This window comes from Zoogloea sp., from assembly GCF_044344315.1.
Lineage (GTDB): Bacteria > Pseudomonadota > Gammaproteobacteria > Burkholderiales > Rhodocyclaceae > Zoogloea.
In genome coordinates this window covers 1-20516 of sequence record NZ_JBIJDC010000083.1, presented here as the reverse complement: position 1 = coordinate 20516, position 20516 = coordinate 1, and the positions used below count along the sequence as shown (strand labels likewise).

Here is a 20516-nt window from a genome sequence, read left to right as displayed (position 1 = left end):
GGAAAAAGGGCTGCGCATGTTTGAGCCCGCAGGGCGAGTTTGCGCAGACCCCGCCTGACGGGCCCGGAAGGAGGGAACCCCCGAAGGGGGCGCGACAGCGGGGTACGTTTCTTTGCCTTCTTTCTTGTCGTACAACAAGAAAGAAGGTCGCCCGCCGGGGGCGAGTCCCCGGCCAATGTCACGCCAAACACCGGAAAGCCGTCCTGCAAGGGCTCACCGGTTCGAGGTCGAGCGGAATGAGACATCGAGGTTCGGGCGAACGTCTGGAAGGCGCTTCCACCCCGGAAGGCAAGGCTCTCCAGGCCCGGCGGGCCTGCCGAGGATCGTATTTACATACCTAACGCGAACAGAGCCAATGAATTCGACCCCACGGGCTCTCCAGTCGCCGTCGGAGCGTCCGGAACGCCCCTTTCCCTGGTGCGTGGAGCGTGCCTACATGTCGAGCACATCACCCACCCGGGGCTGGATCACACCGTTCCAGCCCAGTTCATCGCGGATGGCCTGGGCGAAGGTGCTGGCGGCGCTGGCTTCGCCGTGCATCACGCAGGTTTGCCGCGGCGGGGTGTGGAAGCCGCGCAGCCAGTGCAGGAGCTCGGCCTGGTCGGCATGGGCCGACAGGCCGCCCACCGTGTAGATGCGGGCCCGGACGGGGACCGGCTCGCCAAAGATATGCGCCAGCCGGGCGCCATCCACCAGGCGGCGGCCCAGGCTGCCGGCGGCCTGAAAGCCGGTAATCAGCACGCTGCATTCGCTGCGCGGCAGGTTCTCGCGCAGGTGGTACTTGATGCGACCGGCGTCGCACATACCGCTTGCCGAGATGATCACGGCGCCGCTGCGCACCTGATTGAGGGCCCGAGAGGCCTCCACGTCGGCCACGTACTCCACGCTCAGCTTGCGGGGGTGGGCCTGCATCCAGTCGATGAGCCCGCGGGTCTCGCTGTCGAGGAGATCGGGGTGGGCCAGGGTGATGCGGGTTGCGGCGCCCGCCATGGGCGAGTCCACGAAGACCTTCAGCGGATCAAGCCGCTCGTCGCGCACCAGGGCGGCCAGCAGGTAGATGATTTCCTGGGTGCGCCCCACCGCGAAGGACGGGATGATCAGATTGCCGTGGCAGGCCTGGGTGCGCCCGATGGCGGCGATGATCTCCTCCTCGGTCTCGGCCAGGGGGCGGTGCAGGCGGTCGCCGTAGGTGGATTCGATGAGCAGCAGGTCAGCCTCGGGGACAACCTTTTCAGGGTCGTGGAGCACGGGCCGGTTGCGCATGCCCAGGTCACCGGAGAACACCAGCCGGCGCGGCCGGCCTTCTCCGCTCACTGTTACCTCCAGCCAGGCGGACCCCAGGATGTGACCGGCGTCGTGGAAACGGACCTCCACGGACTCGGCGGGGCGGAAGGCTTCCCGATAGGGCACCGGCCGGAACAGTCCGAGGGCCGCCTGGGCCTGGGCCACGGTGTACAAGGGCGGCTGGATTCCGCGGCCGTTACGGCCCCGCCGATGCTGGTGGCGCAGTTGCCACTCGGCTTCCTTTTCCTGGATGTGGGCGCTGTCCAGCAGCAGCACCTCGAGCAGATCGATGCTGGCAGGGGTGGCATACACCGGCCCGCGAAAGCCCAGCACAGCAAGCCGTGGCAGCAGCCCGGAGTGGTCGATGTGGGCATGGGTGAGCAACACGAAATCGAGATCGCGAACGTCGAAGCCGAAGTTGAGCGCCCGGTTGTTCTTGACCCGGGCCTCGGCGCCGCCCTGGAACATACCGCAATCCACCAGAAATCGGACGCTGTCCGTTTCCACCAGGGTACAGGAGCCGGTGACTTCGCCGGCGGCGCCAAAGAAGCGGATACGCATGTGGATGTTCTCCCGGAGGCCGCCTATCCCGCCGACAGCCATTTAAGCATCGTCTCGAAGAGCCGTTCCGGCTCTACGGGCTTGCTGAGAAAATCGTTCATCCCCGCCGCCAGGCAGGCCTTGCGGTCCTCGTCAAAGGCGTTGGCGGTCATGGCCAGGATGGGTGTGTTGCGACACAGTGAATCGGCACGTATACCCAGCGCCGCTTCGATGCCGTTCATTCGCGGCATCTGCATGTCCATCAGGATCAGTGCATAGGCAGTCTGCCGGGCCATGTTGAGGGCCTCCAGGCCATCCTCGGCCACATCAACCCGGGCGCCCAGATCTTCCAGCAGCGACAGGGCGACCTCCCGGTTGATGGGCTCGTCCTCCGCCAGCAGGATGCGTGCGCCGGCATGATCGCGCTGAATCTGCCTTTCGGCCGAGGCGAACGCCACCGCGATGGCTTGAGAAGGCGCCTGAGCGTTCTTTAGCAGTCGTAACGTGAACCAGAAGGTGCTGCCCTGCCCGGGGCTGCTGTTCACGCCGATCTCGCCGCCCATCAGCCCAACCAGACGCTTGCTGATGGCCAGCCCGAGGCCGGTGCCGCCATAGCGGCGGGTCATGGAGTTGTCGGCCTGCTCGAAGGCATTGAACAGCCGGGCCTGGGCCATGGCATCGATGCCGATGCCCGAGTCACTCACCTCAAAGCGGACCCGGACATCGTCCGGGGATTCTTCAAGGAACCTGGCGCGCACGGTAACGCCACCCCTATCGGTGAACTTGACGGCGTTACCCGCCAGATTGATCAGGATCTGGGAGAGGCGCAGCGGGTCACCCCGCAAGGGCAGATGGGCCAATCGGTCCGACACCTCCACATCAAGTTGAAGGCCCTTCTCGGTGGCCCTCTGGCCGAACACGCAGACCAGCTTCTCAAGAAGAATGCCCAGGTCCACGGAAACGTCTTCAAGACGCATGTGCTCGGCTTCGATCTTGGAGATGTCGAGGATGTCGTTGAGCACGGCGAGCAGGTGATCGGCGGCCTGCCGGGCCTTGTCCAGGTGGTCCAGACCAGCCGCATCGCCCATGCGGCGCCTGGCCAGGGCCAGCATGCCGATGATGCCGCTCATGGGGGTGCGCAGCTCGTGGCTCATGTTGGCGAGGAAGGTGCTCTTGGAGCGGCTCGCCGCCTCGGCCGCCTCCTTGGCCACCGACAGGTCGGCGGTGCGCTCCAGGACCAGCTGTTCGAGGTGGTGGCGATACCTGGCCAGTTCCAGCTCGGCACACTTGCGCTCGGTGAGGTCGATGTCGAGGCAGTACATTTCCGGCCCCTGGGCGCCGGCTTGCATCACATGACTGGAATACACCGTGACCAGGGAGCCGTCCTTGCGCTGCAGGGTCAGCTCTCCAGCCGGAATGGCGGGCCCACCGGCAGCCCAGGCGCTTGTCGCAGCAACCACGGCCTCACGCATGGCCTCGGGAATGATCAAGCCCTCGAGGGGCTGCCCCATGGCCTCCTGGCTGGAGTATCCATAAAGCAGCTCACTGGCCCGGTTCCAGAAGATGACGCGACGCTGGCTGTCATAGCCCTGCACGGCGACGTTATCGGTGTTCTCGAACAGGGAGCGGAAGCGTTGCTCGCTGCTGCGCAGGGCCTGCTCCTGACGCAAGGCTTCGGTGATGTCCAGACTCAGCCCCATCAGCGCCACGGGAACCCCGTCTTCATCACGCTTGACTGCCTTGATCACCCGCAGGTCATGGATCTTGCCATCCACAAACGGCAGTCGCTGCACGGTCTCGCTGATACCCTCGCAGGTCAGGGCCTTGATGTCCGAATCGAGGCATTGCTGACGGAAGGCCTCGGGGATCAGCTCGGCGTAGTGCGGCACGGCGAGGAAGGCGGCCTCCGGTATGCCCGTTGCGTCACAGAACGCCTTGTTGACGAAGCGCATCCGGCCCTGGCCGTCCTGGAGCCAGATGCCGATGGGCGCATTGTCGAGGATCAGCTGGAGGCGCTGACTCTCGTCCTGCAGCGCCGCCTCGGCGTGCCTTTGCGCAGTGATGTCCCGGGCGATGCCGTAGAGGCCGATGATCTCGCCCAGCTCGTTTCGGATCGGGTATTTGCGGTTGTCGACCCACCCCTTGCGCCCGTCCAGCGCCTGATAGGCCTGCACCTCCCGAACCGACGACGCACCGGCGAAAACGTCCTTCTCCAGGCGGTAGTAGATGTCGGCGTAGGCCTCCGGAAAAACATCGTAATCGGTCAGACCCAGGAGATCCGTCCGTTGCGCCGGGGGCGCGCATAGGGTCAACAGGGACTGACTCGCCCCGGTAAAGACGTGGTTGCGGTCCTTGAAATAGATGAAATCGTCCGAGTTTTCGAGCATGGCCGCCAATGGCCCGCTGCTGGACGCACTCTCCATGGTCCGGGGAAGGCCCCGGGCATCGTGGAGCGTCAGATCGAGGAAAGCCCCTTGCGCTTCCCGATAGGCGCGGTAGTCCGCCCTGACGCAGAGGATGCGTCCATCAGCACACCGCAAGCGCAACTGACACGCACCGGCCCCGGGTGCCACCGTGGGAGAGAACAGACGCGCAGCCAAGTCGCCATCATCCGGGTGAATCCTGTCCGGGAGGTTCACGGCACCGCTCAACAGGGCTTCCGGCTGAAAGCCCAGCAAGGCAATCACGCCGGCATCCACGCTCAGGATCCGCGGTGTATCAGCCAGCGCAAAGCAGAAGGTGACACCTGGAGACGAATGGAAAGTATCGGCAGTCATGGCTCTCGCTCGCGAGCCCCCCCATTACCGATCAACGCCGGCCCGGGCCACCCGCTTCAGTGCACAGAGTTTCCACTATATCCCCCTGCTCCGGACACCGGCTTGACACACCGCACACGGAGCGAGTGCACCGTGGCACAGCCATCAGGTTAATCGCCTCAACGAGATGCTACGGCCCGACGATGAAGCCCTGAACGCTAGTCCGCCCAGCGCGCAGCCGCCGAGTCGTCGGCCTCGCGGGCATCCACCCAGTGCCCGCCTTCGGGGGTGTCTTCCTTCTTCCAGAAGGGCGCGCGGGTCTTGAGGTAATCCATGATGAACTCGCAGGCGGCAAAAGCATCGCCCCGGTGGGCGCTGGCCACCCCGACGAAGACGATGCGATCCCCCGGCAGCAGGCGACCGAAGCGGTGGATGACGCGCACGCCCTGGAGCTGCCAGCGCCCGCCGGCCTCGGCGAGGATGGCCTCAAGGGATTTCTCGGTCATGCCGGGGTAGTGCTCGAGGGTCATCGCCGACACCTCGCTCCCGGCTCCGCTCAGCTTGTCGGCCCGCACCAGGCCGACGAAGGTGGCCACCGCCCCCACGTCCAGGCGCCCGGCGGACAGGGCCGCCGTCTCGGCCCCCACATCGAAATCGGCTTCCTGAACGCTGACACTCATCATCAACCTCCGGTCACGGGGGGGAAAAACGCGATCTCGTCCCGATCGGCAACGGCCGACTCGGGCCCGGCCATCTCCTGATTGATCGCTGCACGCACATTACGCCCCTCGCCCAGGGCTTCCCAGGCCCCGCCCCGGCGGGCCAGATGCCCCCGCAACGCACCGATGGTGGAGATGGACTCGGGCAGGGTCAGGGTTTCGTGGGAATAGCCCAGGGTTTCACGCAGGCTGGCGAAATAAAGGACTTTGACGCTCATGACAACAGCTCGGAATAGGGAATGAAGGACACCCGGTCGCCGGCCGCGATGGCCTGCCCGGGCGGGTTGTCGATGACCCCGTCGGCCCACACCGTGGAGGTGAGCACGCCGGGCCCCTGGTTGGGAAAGAGCATCACCCGGCCATCATCGGCGATCCGCGCCCGCAGAAACTCGCGGCGCCGGTCCGGCCGAGGCCAATCGAAGGCAGCGGTCAGGGGAATGGCCTTGGGCAGGCAATCGACCACGCCCTGGGCACGCAGCACGAAGGGGCGCACCAGCAGGATGAAGGTGACGAAGCTGGACACCGGGTTGCCGGGCAGTCCGATGAAGGCCGCACCAGGCCCGCCGGCCGGATCATTGACCCGCCCGAAGGCCACCGGCTTGCCGGGCTTCATGGCCACCAGCCAGGAGTCAAGGCGCCCCTCGCTGCTGACCGCCGGCTTGATGTGATCCTCCTCGCCCATGGATACACCGCCGCTGGTCACGATCAGATCGTTGCTCCCCGCCGCGGCGCGCAGGGCGGCCCGGGTCGCCTCCAGGCTGTCGGGCACGATGCCCAGGTCGCACACCTGGCAGCCCAGGGCCTCGAGCAGGCCGCGCAACACGTAGCGGTTGGAGTTGTAGATGGCCCCCGGCGGCAGCGGCTCACCGGGCATCACCAGCTCGTCGCCAGTGGAAAACAGCGCCACCCGCAGGCGCCGGAACACCGGCAGCGTGGCGCAGCCCACCGACGCGGCAAGGCCCAGCATCTGCGGGTTGAGGCGCACACCGGCGGCCAGTACGGTGGCGCCGAGGGCGATGTCCTCGCCGGCCCGGCGGATCCACTCGCCGACCCGAGGCACATGATTGATCAGCACATCGCCACCCTCCACGGTGCACAGCTCCTGCATCACCACCGCATCCGCCCCATGGGGAATCGGTGCCCCGGTGAAGATGCGCGCGGCCGTGCCCCGCTCCAGGGTATGACCGACGCTGCCCGCGGGAATGCGCTGCCCGACCCGCAGACGCGCGCCGAGGTCTGCCACATCAGCGGTGCATACGGCATAGCCGTCCATTGAGGAATTGTCCAGCGGCGGCACCTGCAGGCCGGACACCTGGGCCCGGGCCAGCACCCGGCCCAGGGCCTCGGCGGTGGGCACCTGCTCGATGTCGGCAAGCGGTTCGGCGGCGGCCAGCAGCGCCGCACGCACCTCGTCGAAAGGACGCAGGGAAGAATTCATGAAAGCCCTTGATGAGTAAGGATGAAGGCGGCCACGGCGGCCGGATCATTGAGATTGAGACAGGGCAAGGGGCCGGATAGATCCGCATCCGTGGCAATGGCAACGATGGCCGGGTTGTCGGGGTAAAGCAGCGCCTTGCCGTGGGCCGGGCGATGGATCTCGATCTTGGGGATGGGCACGTCCTTGAAGCCCTCCACCAGCACCAGATCGCAGGGCGACAGGATCGCCAGCTGGGCCTCCAGATCCGGCTCGGGCGCCCCGCGCATCTCGTGCATCAGCACCCAGCGCTCGTCGGACACCAGCAGGATCTCCCCTGCCCCGGCCTCCCGGTGACGCCAGGAATCCTTGCCCGGCTTGTCCACGTCGAAACCATGGTGGGCGTGCTTGATCACCGAGACGCGCAAACCGCGGGCGGTGATCTCAGGGATGACCCGCTCGATCAGGGTGGTCTTGCCGGAGCCGGACCAGCCGGCGAAGCCGAAGACTTTCATGGAAATACCTCTCCGGGCGGAGCGCAAACAGTCAGCCTGTTCTCCCCCAAGACACGGGCGGACGGGCGAACGTCGATGGGCAAGGGATGGTGTGGCACGGAGCGGAGATGTCGGGCGGACAGGCGCCGGATTGTAGCAAGACGGGGAAGCTCAGGTGGCAAGCCTGAGCAGACGACACGCCATACGAATTCACCCTGAGAAAGGTCGTTCGCGGTGTCACCTGACCGGCGTTGGACCCTGCTGGCCAGATCCCGGCCCATCACCACGATCCGGGCGAATCCTCAATTGCCCCGCCATGACAGCCACTTCAGCAAGGTATCGAAAAGTGTATCCGGATCGACCGGTTTGGCGAGATGGTCATTCATTCCTGCTTCCAGACAGACTTGACGATCGTCATCGAAAGCGTTGGCCGTCATTGCCAGAACAGGGGTATGCGCGTAACCCGGCAGCGCCCGGATCGCCCTGGTGGCATCGACGCCATTCATCCGCGGCATCTGCATGTCCATCAGGATCAGGGCGTAGGTGTTCTGTCTGGCGAGCTCAAGCGCCTGCAGGCCATCCTCGGCCAGATCGACCACCAGACCGATCTCTTTGAGCAAGCAGCACGACACCTCCTGATTGATCGGCTCATCCTCTGCCAGCAGGATGCGGGTGCCGGCATATTCGTTGAGCAGACGCTCATCGGCGGACCTCCTGGCCAGGGCTGGCGCAGCCACGGCCACTTCTCCGGATTTGCCCAGGCGTACGGTGAACCAGAAGGTGCTTCCCTGACCGGCCGTGCTGTTCACGCCGATCTCGCCGCCCATCATCTCCACGAAGCGCTTGCTGATGGCCAGCCCCAGGCCGGTGCCGCCATATTTGCGGGTCATCGTGCCATCAGCCTGCTCGAAGGCGGCAAACAGATGCCCTTGCTGACTGGCGGTGATACCGATACCCGTGTCGACAACCTCAATGCGCAACAGAACGCCGTCCGGGCTGTCTTGCAGCAAACCACAACGTACCGTGATCGATCCGTGATCGGTGAACTTGAGTGCGTTGCCCGTCAGGTTGAGCAGGATCTGACGGAGGCGGAACGGATCGCCCAGCAGGGCCAGGCTGGAAACCTCGGGGGCCACATCGATCAAGAGCTTGAGCTGCTTCTCCTCGGCCTTCTGGCCGAGCAGGCTGAAGAGGCTTTCCAGTACTTCGCCGAAAGTGAAACTGACAGCCTCAAGGGCCAGACGGTCCGCCTCAATCTTGGAGATATCCAGGATGTTGTTGATGACGGAAAGCAGGTGGTGAGAGGACTGGATGACCTTAGCCAACTGCTCCCGGGTCTTCGGATCATCGGTATGGCGCAGCGCCAGATCGGTCATGCCGAGAATACCGTTCATCGGGGTTCGCAGTTCATGGCTCATGTTGGCAAGGAAGATGCTCTTGGCGCGACTCGCGGCTTCGGCCGCCTCCTTGGCAATGCAGAGCTCGGCCGTGCGTGATTCGACAAGGTCTTCCAAGTGGTTGCGGTACTGCAGCAACTCGTTCTCGGTGGCCTTGCGTTGCGTGATGTCGTGGCCGATGCCCAGCACACCGATCAGCTGGCCCTGGGCATCGCGCATGGGCACCTTGGTGGTTTCCAGCAGTTCGCGATGCCCGTCGCAGGCAAAGGGGATCTCCTCCTCATTGACCGACGGCGCGTCCCGTTCCATGGCCAGGCGATCGTGATGGCGGAAGAAATCAGCGAGTTCCTTGTCCACGTAGTCGTAATCGGTCTTGCCAAGGATCTCCGCTTCACTGGCCCCGAAAAATTCCTCAAAGCGCTTGTTTGCCCCGAGGTAGACACCCTCCGTATCCTTCAACCAGATCAGATCAGGCAGGGTATCGATGAGGGTGCGCAGAATGGCACGCTCGTGCGCCAGAATCTGCTCGGCCTTCAGGCGCTCGGTCACGTCCAGCCCGAGGCCAAGCAGACATGACTGGCCATCGAGCGTCACCCGCGTACCGCTGAAATGGAAGGGAGTCCCTTTCCCATGCCGATCCAGAATCGTCGCCTCGACGCTTGCATTACCATCCCGGAACACCTGTTCCATCGTGTTGGCAATGCGTTGCCGGTCCTCGCCGCCGAAAAAATCGGGCCCTTGCATCGTCGCCAGTTCCCGGTCGCCATAGCCGGTGACATCCTTGAAATGCTGGTTCCAGCGCAAAAAACGGCCGCTGGCATCGAACAGATAGAAGACCCCCGGCAGGGCATTGATGATGTTGGCGGAAAGCTGCTGCTCGTGATGCAGTGCCTTTTCGGCCCGTTTGCGCTCGCTGATGTCTTCCACCATGGCCACCACGTAATCAGGACTGCCATCCGGCTTGCGCACATGACTGACCGCCAGGCGCGTATCCACCAGATGGCCATCCTTGTGGATGAAGCGCTTGTCCATGGCATAGCTGCTGATTTCACCCGCCAACATGCGGTTGAACTGCGCGAGGTCGGGCGCCAGATCCTCGGGGTAGGTCAGCTCCGTCCACGTCATGCGGGTGAGTTCGTCCCGCGTGTAGCCCAGCGTCTGGCACAGGGCATCGTTGACCTCGATCCAGCCCCGTTCCAGGCTGGTGATGGCCAGACCGACGATAGAATGGTCGAAGTAGGCGTGAAACCGCTGGATGCTGGCACGCTCTGCGGCAAGCACCGCAGCCTGCGCGGAGGACAAGGCCTGCTGGTCGATCAGTTGCTGTTCGTGATTACGAAATACCAGACAGAGCAGCATGGTGGCGAACGGATAGAACAGCAGCAATATCCACCACGCCTGCTCGATGAAGGCATACCCGGACCGATTGGGTACTTGCGTGAATGCGGCCAACTGCATCAGCTGCACCACGACACCGAGCAACAGATAGTGCATCGGGCGTGGCGGGCTGCCACGACGCAGCAGAAACTGCCGGGCCACCACGCCGAGCAGCGCCGAGAGCAGCACGACCACGACGCCAACCGTCGCACCGATGCCGCCCAGCTGGTAGCGAAAGGCCGCCGCCATGCCGGCCGCAATCACTGCAGCCACACCACCGCCGACGACACGGACCACCGACAGCACAATCGAACGGCCATCAAAGAACACGCCGGGTAAAAAGCTCACCGGATTTGCCATGCCCAGCACAGCGACGCCGCCAAACAGCAGCCCGAGCAGTATCTGGCGATTCAGCGGCTTCTTGTCGAAGCGCGAGATCACCACCTGCCCCGCAGCCACCAGCGCAATCAGGAATGCGATGTTATTGATCAGCGAGATGAACATGCATCAGCCTCGAGTGGGTACGCGGTGTTGTAACAGGGGACTGGTCAAGCATGCAGCGATCCACAGACAACCACGTTCAGCACCCTGATTGCCTGCATCCCTGCACGCAACGTGCTGGTAAAGGAATTGCACTGAGTGCGTCGAGTTTAATCCGGACGGCTTTGAAGACGGGAGACTTCACACACGAATGGATACCGCCCGGCCGTCTCGGGGACGCGTCGATGGTATGGGCACTCCGGCGGAATGGTCTGATGCCAGCGCAGCCCGAACAGCTTGCAGGGGTGCGCACATTGAGGGGCAAGAGGTGGTGTGGCACGGCGCGGAGATGTCTGGCGAACAGGCGCCGGATTGTAGCAAGACGAGCCGACTCAGGTGGCGAGCCCATACAACGACGACACCAGGCAGGGGCACTGATTCACCCCTGCAAGAGAACCGACTCGGCCTGCGCGGCCTGGGCAAGAGATGCGACCGGGCGTAGGGGCTGCCTTGCCGCCCGCTGCGGCCATGGATAGAATTCAAGGCGCCATCACGTGGGGACGACCTCACGTCAGACACAACCCGGCTGGGACGACCCCGCCCCAGATGCGGAGGTGCGTCATGGCTTGGTTCACTCTTCTTCTTGCCGGTCTGCTCGAGATCGGCTGGGCCATCGGGCTCAAATACACCCAAGGTTTCACACGGCTGTGGCCCTCGGTCGCGACCCTGGCGTCGATGCTCGCGAGCTTGCTGCTGCTTGCCAGTGCGCTCCGCACCCTCCCCCTAGGAACCGCCTACGCCATCTGGACCGGTATCGGTGCAGTGGGTACCGTCGTGCTGGGCATCATCCTTTTCGGCGAACCGGCCACGGCCGGTAGGCTCGTCTGCGTGGGGCTGATCGTGACAGGCATCGCTGGACTGAAGCTGCTGGCCTGAGCATGCGGCGGTAACGCCGTGCTGCAGCCTCAGCCCTCCTGACCGGTCACCCTGGCATCCCTCAGCCGCAACGCCATGTCGGCCTTGCGGAAAATCATCTTGTCGGCCAGTGCCGGGCGGCCGCCGCACTCAAGGATCAGGGCACGGATGTGTTCGTCGGGGATGGCGGTGACGGCACGGATGGCGGCCTCGAGATCGGAGGGGCTGATATCACCGAACAGCCGGCAGGCGTGGGGGTTGTCCGGGTTGCAGCGCAGGCTGTCCAGTTCGCCCACCTGGACGCCGAAGGCCTTGCCCTTGGGATCGCCGCCGGCCCGGAACGCCAGGGCGCCGCCCACGTCCAGGGTCAGCACGGTGCCGCCGACGACGCCCTGGTTGTCTCCGTCGAACCCGGCCGCATCCCAGTTGGCCGTCCAGGCATGCACACCCAGCCAACGCTGGGCCTGCCGGCGTTCGCGCTCGGTCAGCAGGGAGACGTGCTTCTTGTCGAGGCTCAGCAGTTCGGTGGCGATCTGGTCTGGCGCTTCGGTGCGGACGTAGGGCAGGATGGGGGCGCCGGCCAGGCGGTAAAGTTGGGCGGCCAGCCACTCGTTGCGCGCATGGGCGGGGGATTCGAGGGTCTTAACGTAGTAGCGCCGGCCGCAGTCGTTGGCGTAGATGCCGGCCACGTTGCTGCCCCGCTGCCCGCCCACGCGCTGCAGACGGGCGGTGTCGATCACGCAGGGGTCGGCGGTATGCATGGCACGCAGGGCTTGAGGCTTCAGGGAATCGGCTGGGTGCGACGCACCAGGGCCAGCTGCGACGAGGTCTCGATGGCGCCCTTGCGGGCACGCCGCACGTCGCGAATGGCCTGCTCCGGGTCCATTCCCAGCTCCACCAGGAGCCGCGCCGCGATCATGCCGGCACGGCCCAGGCCGCCCTTGCAGTGGACCAGCACATCCTCACCACCGCGAAGCAGGGTGCGGATCTCCTGGCCCTGGATAACCCACTGCCGTTCGAAGTCGTGGCAGGGCACGCTGAAATCGGCAATCGGCAGATGGCGCCAGAGGATGCCCCGACGGTGTATCTCATGGCCCAGCTGGGGCACCCGCAGCGACAGGAGCTCGGCCGGCTCGACCAGGGTCAACACCAGCCGCGCGCCCCAGACAGCGATGGCGTCCAGATCGACGCCCAGATCACGGGCCCACGCACCGGTGGCTGCCCATTGATCATGCTTGCCGGGGCAGAAGGTGATGCCGATGCGGCCGTGGGCCGGGCTGGCACGCACTTCAGCGATCTGCAGGGGATGGGTGTGGCTGGTACGTGCGCCGATCATGGCATTCCGGCTCGAAGCCCGGTGGATGGTGATCCCCCGATTCTGCCAGATCCCTTCCTGGAGACGGCGGGACATCGACAAAGTGGGAGGATACGGGTCATGAGACCCGGGCTCAGGACACCAGGTCGAGACGAATGATGTCCACGCCGGTGACCTTGCCATCAATGGCCGCAACCAGTGCCGCAAAGTGCGCTGTGGCCATGTGGCGATCCAGGGTGGCGTCGTCCTCCCAGCGTTCGATCATCACGAAGCTGTCCGGCTTGTCGCGGGTGATGTGCAGGTCGTACTGCAGGCAACCCGCCTCGGCACGGCTGGGCGGGACGATCAGATCCAGGGCCTGGCGAACTTCGGTGCGAAACTCGGGTTTGGCGGTAATGGTGGCGACGACGCTGAGTGACATGGGAAGACTCCGGTAGTGGGGTGACGGGGCCACGATGGCCGCATCTGATTTGTCAGGAATGCAGTGTCGACGAAAGCGGATCCCAAGAAAAGCCTGAAGGCGACGCCCACACCTTCACGAGGCCCGCGAAGCCTCTTCGCCGCCCGGCACGTGGCACGGCACGGCCAGTACCGGCGCAAAGCCGCCCCCCGGCGTGCGAAAGTTGGTGGTCTGGCCCTGGTAGAGGCGCGCGGTGACGAGCTGCACTTCGCCCCGATAGACGTAGTTGCGCAGATCCATCTTCAAATCCACCGGGGCGCCCTCCACTTCCAGGCGGCGCTCGGACGGGGGCACAAGGGTCTGGGCGATGTAATCGCCGGCGAGGATCTCGCCAAAGACCCGCCGGGTGAGCTTGTCCCCCCGGTAGGTGCCCCGGCTGCCGAAGCCGGAGGCGGGCTTGAAGAACAGCTGCCGCCGACGCGCCCACAGATCGTCAGCATGCGCCGGGCTGACGGCCTCGGTGTGGGGGACGCCCTCACGCAAAATGGCGATGGTGGCCTCATCCACGCCCAGGCGACGCAGGGCCGCCGGATCGGACAGCAGCACCAGGTTGCGCTTGTCGGCATACAGGGCGTGGGCCCGGGGATGGGGGGTGATTACCGCCGAACCGTCCAGCCAGGCGTTGCGCAAAGCAGCGCTGGATGCGGCCTCGAAAGCAAAGTCGGTGAGGCGGTTATAGACCAGGTCAACGGGCTGGCCGTGAAGACTGAGCCCCGTCGCCGAGTTGATCAGCTCGCCGGGGTCGCAGATGCGGGCGGCAATGCCATGACGCTCGAACAGGCGCTGAAAGAGCAGGAACTCGGGCAACAGGTACTGGCCCTGGGGCGCCTCATCGACAATCGCGATGTTGCGCAGGGGCACGTCACCCCGCACCAGCTGCCATTCGCTGCGGAACATGTCCACGAAGCGGTCCTCCAGGTCCGTGGCCGCGTCGGGTAGCGCGTCCATCACCTCGGCCACTTCCGGGCAACAGGCGCGCTGGGCACGCCCAAGGATGGCATTGAGGAGCCCACCGCCGGCATTGGTGTTGATCTCGATGAGCCGCGGCCCACCCTCCCCCAGGTGGAAGTCGTAGCCCAGGAACACGCCAGCGGCGGCGGTCGTCTGCCGCGCCATCGGCGGCGCCCAGCCAAGCACCATCTCCTCCCAGGCCGGCAGGGCCACCACCCGCTCGATGGCCGTGACAACCGCCGCCATGGCCGCCACATGACGGGCCGAGACGAAGGCCATGGAGTCGGCAAACAGATGGGGACGGGACTCGGCCAGCAAGGCTTGAAGGGCACCATCCCGCGGGTCCCGGGCCAGGGCGTCGAGCAGCGCCTGACGATCCAGGGAGACGCACTGGCAGCCCGCGTTGAGAGCCTCGGCGGTGCCCGTGCAGTCGCCGGAGGTCAGGGCCTCGGCAATACGGGTGAGCGCATCGGGGGGCATGGCGGCAGACTTGGCGGGCACGGGCGGCCTCCCTAGAATAGACGCGGATGATTCTAGCAAGCTGGGGCTGGCTGTCCCTTTGCGCGGGTCAAGGCAGGCCGACGATCACAGTCCGCGGGCGACTGAAGTCGCCCCCACAATCCCCTTCGACCTCCACGCGTGACCGGGGTTGCGCCTGTCAGCCCTGGCTGGCTGGCGGTGGGAGCTGTTCAAGAAAGGCCACCACTTCCGCCTCCACCTTGCTGCGGCGCATGGGTGGCAGGCTCTGCCAGACGCGCTTGCCGTAGGGCTTGGTAAGCATGCGTGGGTCGCAGATGGCGAGGACGCCCTTGTCCTGCTCGGTTCGAATGAGCCGGCCGGCGCCCTGTTTGACGTTGATGACGGCGCGCGGGAGCTGATACTCCATGAAGGGGTTGCGACCGGATTTCTGCATGTGCTCGATGCGGGCCGCAAGCACGGGATCGTCGGGCGGGGCGAAGGGCAGCTTGTCGATGACCACCACCGACAGGGCGTCGCCGGGCACATCCACCCCTTCCCAGAAGCTCTGGCTGGCCACCAGGATGGCATTGCCCAGGCGCCGGAAGCGATCGAGCAGCTCGGTGCGCGAGCCCTCCCCCTGGATGAGCAGGGGCAGCTTGAGCTTCTCCCGCTCCAGCTTCTCGGCGATGACTTCGTGGATGCGCCGCATGGCCCGCAGGGAAGTGCACAACACGAAGGCGCGGCCCTGGGCGGCCCGGATCAACGGGAAGGCCACCGCCGCCACCGCATCCGGATACTCCGGGCTGTTGGGCTCGGGCATGTTCTGGGGGGCGTAAAGCACCGCCTGTTGCGGGTAGTCGAAGGGGCTACCCCACACCGCCGTGTCGATGGGCGGCTCGACCCAGTGCAGGCCCAGCTCGCGGCAGTAGTGGCCAAAATCACGGCCGACCGCCAGGGTCGCCGAGGTGAACACCCAGGCCCGCGGGTGGCCATCCATCTGGCGCTTGAAGATGCTGGCGATGGACAGGGGCGTGGCATGCAGGGCCAGCGACTGGCTGAAGACCTCGACCCAGCGCACCCAGTCGGTCCCTTCCGGCTTCTGCCAGCGGCCGAGGATCTCCTGCAGCTCCTGGGTGCGCCGCAGGCAGTTGGCCAGGCCCTCGGAGCGTTCGGCCTGGGTTTCGAGCATGGCACAAAAGCCGGCCAGCTCCGCATCCAGGGCTTCCACGGCTTCATGGAAGGGCTTGTTGTCTTCCAGCTGGGCAAAGCCGAAGCGGGCATTCTCCGCATTGACCGTCAGGCGCAGATCGCGGGCGGACTTTTCGAGCTTGCGGGTGGCCTCGATGAGATCGAGACAGTCCCGGGCGGCAGCCACGGTTTCGGAGCGGGTGTCCCGGGCCAGTTCGAGGAGCTGGGAGGTGGACACGCTTTCCCCGAAGAACAGGCTGGCGGTTTCGGGAAGCTGGTGGGCTTCGTCAAAGATGACCGCGTTGCACGAAGGCAGCAGCTCGCCCATGCCTTCATCGCGGAGCATCACGTCGGCAAAGAACAGGTGGTGGTTGACCACCACCACGTCGGCATCCATGGCTGCCCGGCGGGCGGCGGCCACAAAGCACTCCTTGATGTTGGGGCACTCCTGGCCCAGGCAGTTGTCCCGGGACGAGGTGGCAAACATCCATGCGGCCGCATCCTCGGGCACCTCGGGGCACTCGGCCTTGTCGCCGCTCTGGCTGATCTCCATGAAGCGCCCGATGGCGCGCAGGTGGGCGGCGTCCTCGGGGGTGGTGAAGCGCCCGTCCACCAGGTTGCGGGCCAGGTGGTAGTGGCACACGTAGTTGGCGCGCCCCTTGAGGAGCGCCACGCCCACCGGCACCTTGAGCGCGGCGCGGATGGTGGGCAGATCCCGGTTGAAGAGCTGATCCTGGAGGGTCTTGGTGCCGGTGGAGATGATCACCTTGCCGCCGCCCAGCAGCGCCGGCACCAGGTAGGCGTAGGTCTTGCCGGTGCCGGTGCCGGCCTCGGCCACCAGCACGCCGTTGTCCTTGAGGGTGGCGGCGATGTGCTCGGCCATCTCGATTTGCTGGGGCCGGGGGTTGAAACCGGGAATCGCGGCGGCCAGGGGGCCATCGGCGGCAAAGGCTTTTTCTACGTTCATGGATGTTCCGGCAATGCTGCACTCACTCGACCACGTCCACCCGCAGCCACACGTCGGCCTGGCTGCTGCGGCTGTCCCGACCGATGCCGGTGGTGCCCTGGGTGGAGCGGCTCGTATCGGTCTGACTCCCACCCAGCGGAATCCATTCCCCCAGCCGCCCGCTGATCGTGGTGGACAACCGGCGGGTCTCGATGACGCCATCGGCGCCCACGCGCTCCATGCCCGGCGCGATTTCGATGCTCACCCGCTCACCGACGAGCTGGGGCGAGGCCAGGAAGCCACTCCCCACGTCGGTGTAGCGCACGCTGTCGACAGCCTGCCAGCCGCTTCCGCTGGGGCGCCATTCACGCATGGGCACGGGCAGGGCGTGCCCGACCCGGATCAGGGCACGGCCCCCTTCGACCACCTGGACCTGCTGACTGACACCTTCGGCTTGCCGATACTGCCCTGCCCCGCCTTCTATACGGATGGCGTTGCGGCCCGGCTCCAGCCTGCCCGACAGCCCAATGCCCGCCCCCTGCCCTTCGCTGTTGCGATCCTGCCGCACCGACACCACCAGCCGCCGCAGCGGCGTGTCGAGGGCCGCGATGGCGGCCTGCAACTCGGCCAGGTTGGCCGGCGAAACCCGGATCAGGATCTTGTCGTCCAGGGTGCTCAAGGCACCACCCTGCTCCACAAGCGGCCGCAGGGCTGGCACGATCTGGGCCGCGCTGCGGTGGCGCAGGGTGATGATCTCGAGGCGACCATCGGCAATGGCAGACAGGGAGACGGCCGGGAGAGCAAGGAGAAGACAGGCGTAACGCCAGGGCATCGGCGTTTCAGTCCACCCGGTGGGCTTCGGCCAGATAATCGCGGGAACGCATCTCGATGAGACGGCTCACGGTGCGGTGAAACTCGCTGGCCTGTCGACCTTCCACGTACAGATCGTAGGCCTGGCATTCGGCACTGACCAGCAGCTTGACCCGATGATCGTAGAGCACGTCGATCAGCCAGGTGAAGCGCCGCGCCTCGGAGGCCATGGCCGCACTCATCTTCGGCACGCGGGAGAGGATCAGGGTGTGGTACTCCCGGGCGATCTCCAGGTAGTCGTTCTGGGAACGGTTACCGGCACACAGGGTATCGAAGTCAAACCAGATCACCCCCGGGGCGATGCGCTGGACCTTGAGCTTGCGCTCGAGCACTTCGATCTCGCCAGGCGCGCCCTTGGTGCCGGCGATCTTCTCGAAGTCGGTGGCCAGGTGCTTGTCGGCCGCATCATCACCCGGCACCAGGAAGGCATCCATCTGCTCAAGGGTACGCAGGCGGTAGTCGGTGCCGTGATCCACCTCGACCACGTCGAAGCGACGCTTGATCATGTCGATGGTGGGCAGGAAGTTGATGCGCTGCAGTCCGTTGGGATAGAGGCCATCCGGCGGGTAGTTGGAGGTCATCACGAAGATGGTCCCGCGGGCAAACAGGGCTTCCAGCAGGCGGCCAAGAATCATGGCGTCGGCGATGTCCGACACATGGAATTCGTCGAAGCACAGCAGGCGGGTCTGGCGGGCGATACGGTCGGCCACCTTTTGCAGGGGATCAGCCTCGTTGTTGAGGTTCTTCAGGTCGTTCTGGACTTCCTGCATGAAGGCATGGAAGTGCACCCGGCGCTTGCGCTGGTAAGGCACCGAATCATAGAAGCAGTCCATCAGGAAGCTCTTGCCGCGACCCACTCCACCCCAGAAATACACGCTCCTCGGCTGCTTGGGTCTCGAGAGCAGCTTGCGAATGGTGCCCCGCCTGGCGGCCTTGAAGGACACCAATTCGGAATATAGGCCCTGCAGGCGCTGGGCGGCGGCACGCTGCGCCGGGTCGGACTTGAAGCCACGCGCCTTGAGGGTGGCGTCGTAGGCGTCGAGCATGCCGTTTTCGGCAACCTTGAGGATTCGATGGGGCATGGTCGTGAAACTTTTTTATGGTTACTACGGATGGAAAAGGGGTGGTGAGGCATTTTACGCCTGACCACCCCCGGCTGATGCAGGCGCCGGCGAACCGGCCCCTGACGATCAGAAGTGCAGAGGACGCTTGTCTACCGCCAGGGCGGCTTCGTGGACGACTTCCGACAGGGTCGGGTGAGCGTGGCAGATGCGGGCCAGATCTTCGGACGCACCGGCAAACTCCATGGTCACCACGGCTTCGCCGATCAGCTCGGAAGCGTTGGAGCCAATGATGTGCACGCCAAGGATACGGTCGGTGTTGGCATCGGCAATCATCTTCACGAAGCCGGCCGGCGTACCGGCACCCAGGGCACGGCCGTTGGCCATGAACGGGATCTTGCCAACCTTGTAGGCGGCGCCTTCAGCCTTGAGCTGCTGCTCGGTCTTGCCCACCCAGGCGATTTCCGGGGAGGTGTAGATGACCCAGGGGATGGTGTCGAAGTTGGTGTGACCCTTCTGACCCGCCAGGGTCTCGGCCACTGCAACACCTTCTTCCATGGCCTTGTGGGCCAGCATCGGGCCGCGCACCACGTCACCCACCGCCCACACGCCAGGCAGGTTGGTCTGGTTGTGGCCGTCCACGTCGATGAAGCCACGCTCGTCGAGCTTGAGGCCAACGGCTTCGGCGTTGAGACCGGCGGTATTGGGCACGCGACCGACAGAAACAATTAGGCGGTCAAACTCGACCTTCTGGGCGCCGTCCTTCGTTTCGTACTCAACGGTGACCGACTTCTTGCCGACCGTGACCTTGCCAACCTTGACGGACAGCTTGATGTCGAGACCCTGCTTGGTGAACAGCTTGAGGGCTTCCTTGGCCAGATCCTGATCGGCGGCGCCGAGGAAGCTGTCCATGGCTTCGAGGATGGTCACTTCAGAACCCAGGCGGTTCCACACCGAGCCCATTTCCAGGCCAATCACGCCGGAGCCGATCAGGCCAAGGCGCTTGGGCACGGAATCGATGTCGAGGGCGCCGATGTTGTCGCACACCAGCTTGTTGTCCACGGGAATGCCAGGCAGGTGACGGGCGGTGGAGCCGGTGGCCACGATCACGTTCTTGGCTTCGACGACCTCTTCACCCACCTTGACCTGCCAACCGGCTTCGGTCTTGGAGACGAAGGAACCGTGCCCGGCCAGGAAGGTGACCTTGTTCTTCTTGAACAGGCCCTTGATGCCGGCGGTAAGCTGCTCGACGATCTTGGACTTGCGGCCGATCATCTTGGCCACGTCGATCTTCGGGGTGCCGACAGAGATGCCCTGCTCTTCAAAGGCGTGACCGGCTTCTTCGAAGAGGTGCGAGGTGTGCAGCAGCGCCTTGGACGGGATGCAGCCCACGTTCAGGCAGGTGCCGCCCAGACGGGGCTCGCCCTTCGGGTCGGCATACGGATTGGATTCGGCGCAGGCCGTGTTGAAACCGAGTTGAGCGGCGCGGATTGCAGCCACATAGCCACCGGGACCACCGCCGATGACCAGAACGTCGAATTGCTTCGCCATGTGTTTTCTTCCTTGTTCGGATTGAAACAAGGCACGGCGGCGGCAGACGAGCTGCCGCGGCCGTGCCTCAGGTCAGTGAGATCAGACGTCCAGGATCAGACGGGCCGGATCTTCCAGTGCTTCCTTCATGGTCACCAGACCCAGGACGGCTTCGCGGCCGTCGATGATGCGGTGATCGTAGGACATGGCGAGGTAGTTGATCGGACGCACCACGACCTGACCATTTTCCACCACGGCACGGTCCTTGGTGGCATGGATGCCGAGGATCGCGGACTGGGGCGGGTTGATGATCGGGGTGGACATCATGGAACCGAACACGCCACCGTTGGAGATGGAGAA

Annotated in this window: 17 protein-coding genes; 1 reads left to right on the top strand and 16 read right to left on the bottom strand. The window is 65.1% G+C overall.

Translation table 11 applies throughout. The features are described 5' to 3' along the window. Positions 1–432: 432 nt before the first annotated feature. The 7 genes from ACIQ09_RS16120 to ACIQ09_RS16090 all read right to left on the bottom strand — a co-directional run bounded on the left by ACIQ09_RS16120 (position 433) and on the right by ACIQ09_RS16090 (position 10485). On the bottom strand, positions 433–1845 hold the full coding sequence (locus ACIQ09_RS16120; RefSeq protein ID WP_398312056.1) for an MBL fold metallo-hydrolase RNA specificity domain-containing protein: 1413 nt from the start codon (positions 1843–1845) through the stop codon (positions 433–435). A gap of 23 nt (positions 1846–1868) precedes the next feature. After that, on the bottom strand, positions 1869–4601 hold the full coding sequence (locus tag ACIQ09_RS16115) for a PAS domain S-box protein (protein WP_398312053.1): 2733 nt from the start codon (positions 4599–4601) through the stop codon (positions 1869–1871). A gap of 197 nt (positions 4602–4798) precedes the next feature. Further along, a complete protein-coding gene (gene moaE / locus ACIQ09_RS16110; RefSeq protein ID WP_398312050.1) occupies positions 4799–5260 on the bottom strand; it encodes a molybdopterin synthase catalytic subunit MoaE in 462 nt (153 codons plus the stop codon). Positions 5261–5262: 2 nt separating this feature from the next. After that, positions 5263–5517, bottom strand: a complete 255-nt coding sequence (gene moaD / locus ACIQ09_RS16105) for a molybdopterin converting factor subunit 1 (protein ID WP_398312047.1) — start codon at positions 5515–5517, stop codon at positions 5263–5265. Continuing rightward, a complete protein-coding gene (gene glp / locus ACIQ09_RS16100; protein ID WP_398312044.1) occupies positions 5514–6737 on the bottom strand; it encodes a gephyrin-like molybdotransferase Glp in 1224 nt (407 codons plus the stop codon). Before glp ends, moaD begins: the two co-directional genes overlap by 4 nt. Continuing rightward, positions 6734–7228, bottom strand: coding sequence for a molybdopterin-guanine dinucleotide biosynthesis protein B (mobB, locus tag ACIQ09_RS16095; protein ID WP_398312041.1), 495 nt, complete (start codon positions 7226–7228; stop codon positions 6734–6736). The genes glp and mobB overlap by 4 nt, the downstream gene beginning before the upstream one ends. Positions 7229–7509: 281 nt before the next feature. Further along, complete coding sequence (locus ACIQ09_RS16090) at positions 7510–10485, bottom strand: PAS domain S-box protein (protein WP_398312038.1); 2976 nt, start codon at positions 10483–10485, stop codon at positions 7510–7512. Between the two features lie 597 nt (positions 10486–11082). Here ACIQ09_RS16090 and sugE point away from each other — a divergent pair. Beyond that, on the top strand, positions 11083–11397 hold the full coding sequence (gene sugE, locus ACIQ09_RS16085; RefSeq protein ID WP_398312035.1) for a quaternary ammonium compound efflux SMR transporter SugE: 315 nt from the start codon (positions 11083–11085) through the stop codon (positions 11395–11397). Positions 11398–11426: 29 nt separating this feature from the next. Here the strand turns inward: sugE and ACIQ09_RS16080 are convergent, their stop codons facing one another. The 9 genes from ACIQ09_RS16080 to ACIQ09_RS16040 form a co-directional block, all read right to left on the bottom strand. Next, the gene (locus tag ACIQ09_RS16080) at positions 11427–12137 is read right to left on the bottom strand and encodes a hypothetical protein (RefSeq protein ID WP_398312032.1); all 711 of its coding nucleotides are present in this window, start codon (positions 12135–12137) and stop codon (positions 11427–11429) included. Positions 12138–12157: 20 nt separating this feature from the next. Continuing rightward, positions 12158–12787 carry a cyclin-dependent kinase inhibitor 3 family protein gene (locus tag ACIQ09_RS16075; protein WP_398312029.1) on the bottom strand — a complete coding sequence of 210 codons (630 nt, stop codon included), beginning with the start codon at positions 12785–12787 and terminating at the stop codon, positions 12158–12160. Between the two features lie 37 nt (positions 12788–12824). Then, entirely contained in the window at positions 12825–13112 is a 288-nt protein-coding gene (locus ACIQ09_RS16070) for a putative quinol monooxygenase (RefSeq protein ID WP_398312026.1), read from the bottom strand. Positions 13113–13226: 114 nt separating this feature from the next. Next, positions 13227–14603 (bottom strand): hypothetical protein, encoded by a 1377-nt coding sequence (locus ACIQ09_RS16065; protein ID WP_398312023.1) that lies wholly within the window; start codon positions 14601–14603, stop codon positions 13227–13229. A 157-nt stretch (positions 14604–14760) separates the two neighbouring features. Next, complete coding sequence (locus ACIQ09_RS16060) at positions 14761–16716, bottom strand: ATP-dependent DNA helicase (RefSeq protein WP_398312020.1); 1956 nt, start codon at positions 16714–16716, stop codon at positions 14761–14763. Positions 16717–16738: 22 nt separating this feature from the next. Next, the gene (locus tag ACIQ09_RS16055) at positions 16739–17527 is read right to left on the bottom strand and encodes a hypothetical protein (RefSeq protein ID WP_398312017.1); all 789 of its coding nucleotides are present in this window, start codon (positions 17525–17527) and stop codon (positions 16739–16741) included. A 7-nt stretch (positions 17528–17534) separates the two neighbouring features. Further along, entirely contained in the window at positions 17535–18647 is a 1113-nt protein-coding gene (zapE, locus tag ACIQ09_RS16050; RefSeq protein WP_398312014.1) for a cell division protein ZapE, read from the bottom strand. Positions 18648–18755: 108 nt separating this feature from the next. Further along, positions 18756–20177: a dihydrolipoyl dehydrogenase gene (gene lpdA, locus ACIQ09_RS16045; protein ID WP_398312011.1), complete on the bottom strand. Its 1422-nt coding sequence runs from the start codon at positions 20175–20177 to the stop codon at positions 18756–18758. A gap of 81 nt (positions 20178–20258) precedes the next feature. Further along, positions 20259–20516, bottom strand: a 258-nt coding sequence (locus tag ACIQ09_RS16040; protein WP_398312008.1) for a 2-oxo acid dehydrogenase subunit E2, incomplete at its 5' end; no start/stop codon positions are given.

Bases quoted from the DNA above. Each gene is read 5' to 3' on its own strand.
- ACIQ09_RS16120 (WP_398312056.1), bottom strand. From the start codon at position 1,845: ATGCGTATCCGCTTCTTTGGCGCCGCCGGCGAAGTCACCGGCTCCTGT.
- ACIQ09_RS16115 (WP_398312053.1), bottom strand. From the start codon at position 4,601: ATGACTGCCGATACTTTCCATTCGTCTCCAGGTGTCACCTTCTGCTTT.
- moaE (WP_398312050.1), bottom strand. From the start codon at position 5,260: ATGAGTGTCAGCGTTCAGGAAGCCGATTTCGATGTGGGGGCCGAGACG.
- moaD (WP_398312047.1), bottom strand. From the start codon at position 5,517: ATGAGCGTCAAAGTCCTTTATTTCGCCAGCCTGCGTGAAACCCTGGGC.
- glp (WP_398312044.1), bottom strand. From the start codon at position 6,737: ATGAATTCTTCCCTGCGTCCTTTCGACGAGGTGCGTGCGGCGCTGCTG.
- mobB (WP_398312041.1), bottom strand. From the start codon at position 7,228: ATGAAAGTCTTCGGCTTCGCCGGCTGGTCCGGCTCCGGCAAGACCACC.
- ACIQ09_RS16090 (WP_398312038.1), bottom strand. From the start codon at position 10,485: ATGTTCATCTCGCTGATCAATAACATCGCATTCCTGATTGCGCTGGTG.
- sugE (WP_398312035.1), top strand. From the start codon at position 11,083: ATGGCTTGGTTCACTCTTCTTCTTGCCGGTCTGCTCGAGATCGGCTGG.
- ACIQ09_RS16080 (WP_398312032.1), bottom strand. From the start codon at position 12,137: ATGCATACCGCCGACCCCTGCGTGATCGACACCGCCCGTCTGCAGCGC.
- ACIQ09_RS16075 (WP_398312029.1), bottom strand. From the start codon at position 12,787: ATGTCCCGCCGTCTCCAGGAAGGGATCTGGCAGAATCGGGGGATCACC.
- ACIQ09_RS16070 (WP_398312026.1), bottom strand. From the start codon at position 13,112: ATGTCACTCAGCGTCGTCGCCACCATTACCGCCAAACCCGAGTTTCGC.
- ACIQ09_RS16060 (WP_398312020.1), bottom strand. From the start codon at position 16,716: ATGAACGTAGAAAAAGCCTTTGCCGCCGATGGCCCCCTGGCCGCCGCG.
- ACIQ09_RS16055 (WP_398312017.1), bottom strand. From the start codon at position 17,527: ATGCCCTGGCGTTACGCCTGTCTTCTCCTTGCTCTCCCGGCCGTCTCC.
- zapE (WP_398312014.1), bottom strand. From the start codon at position 18,647: ATGCCCCATCGAATCCTCAAGGTTGCCGAAAACGGCATGCTCGACGCC.
- lpdA (WP_398312011.1), bottom strand. From the start codon at position 20,177: ATGGCGAAGCAATTCGACGTTCTGGTCATCGGCGGTGGTCCCGGTGGC.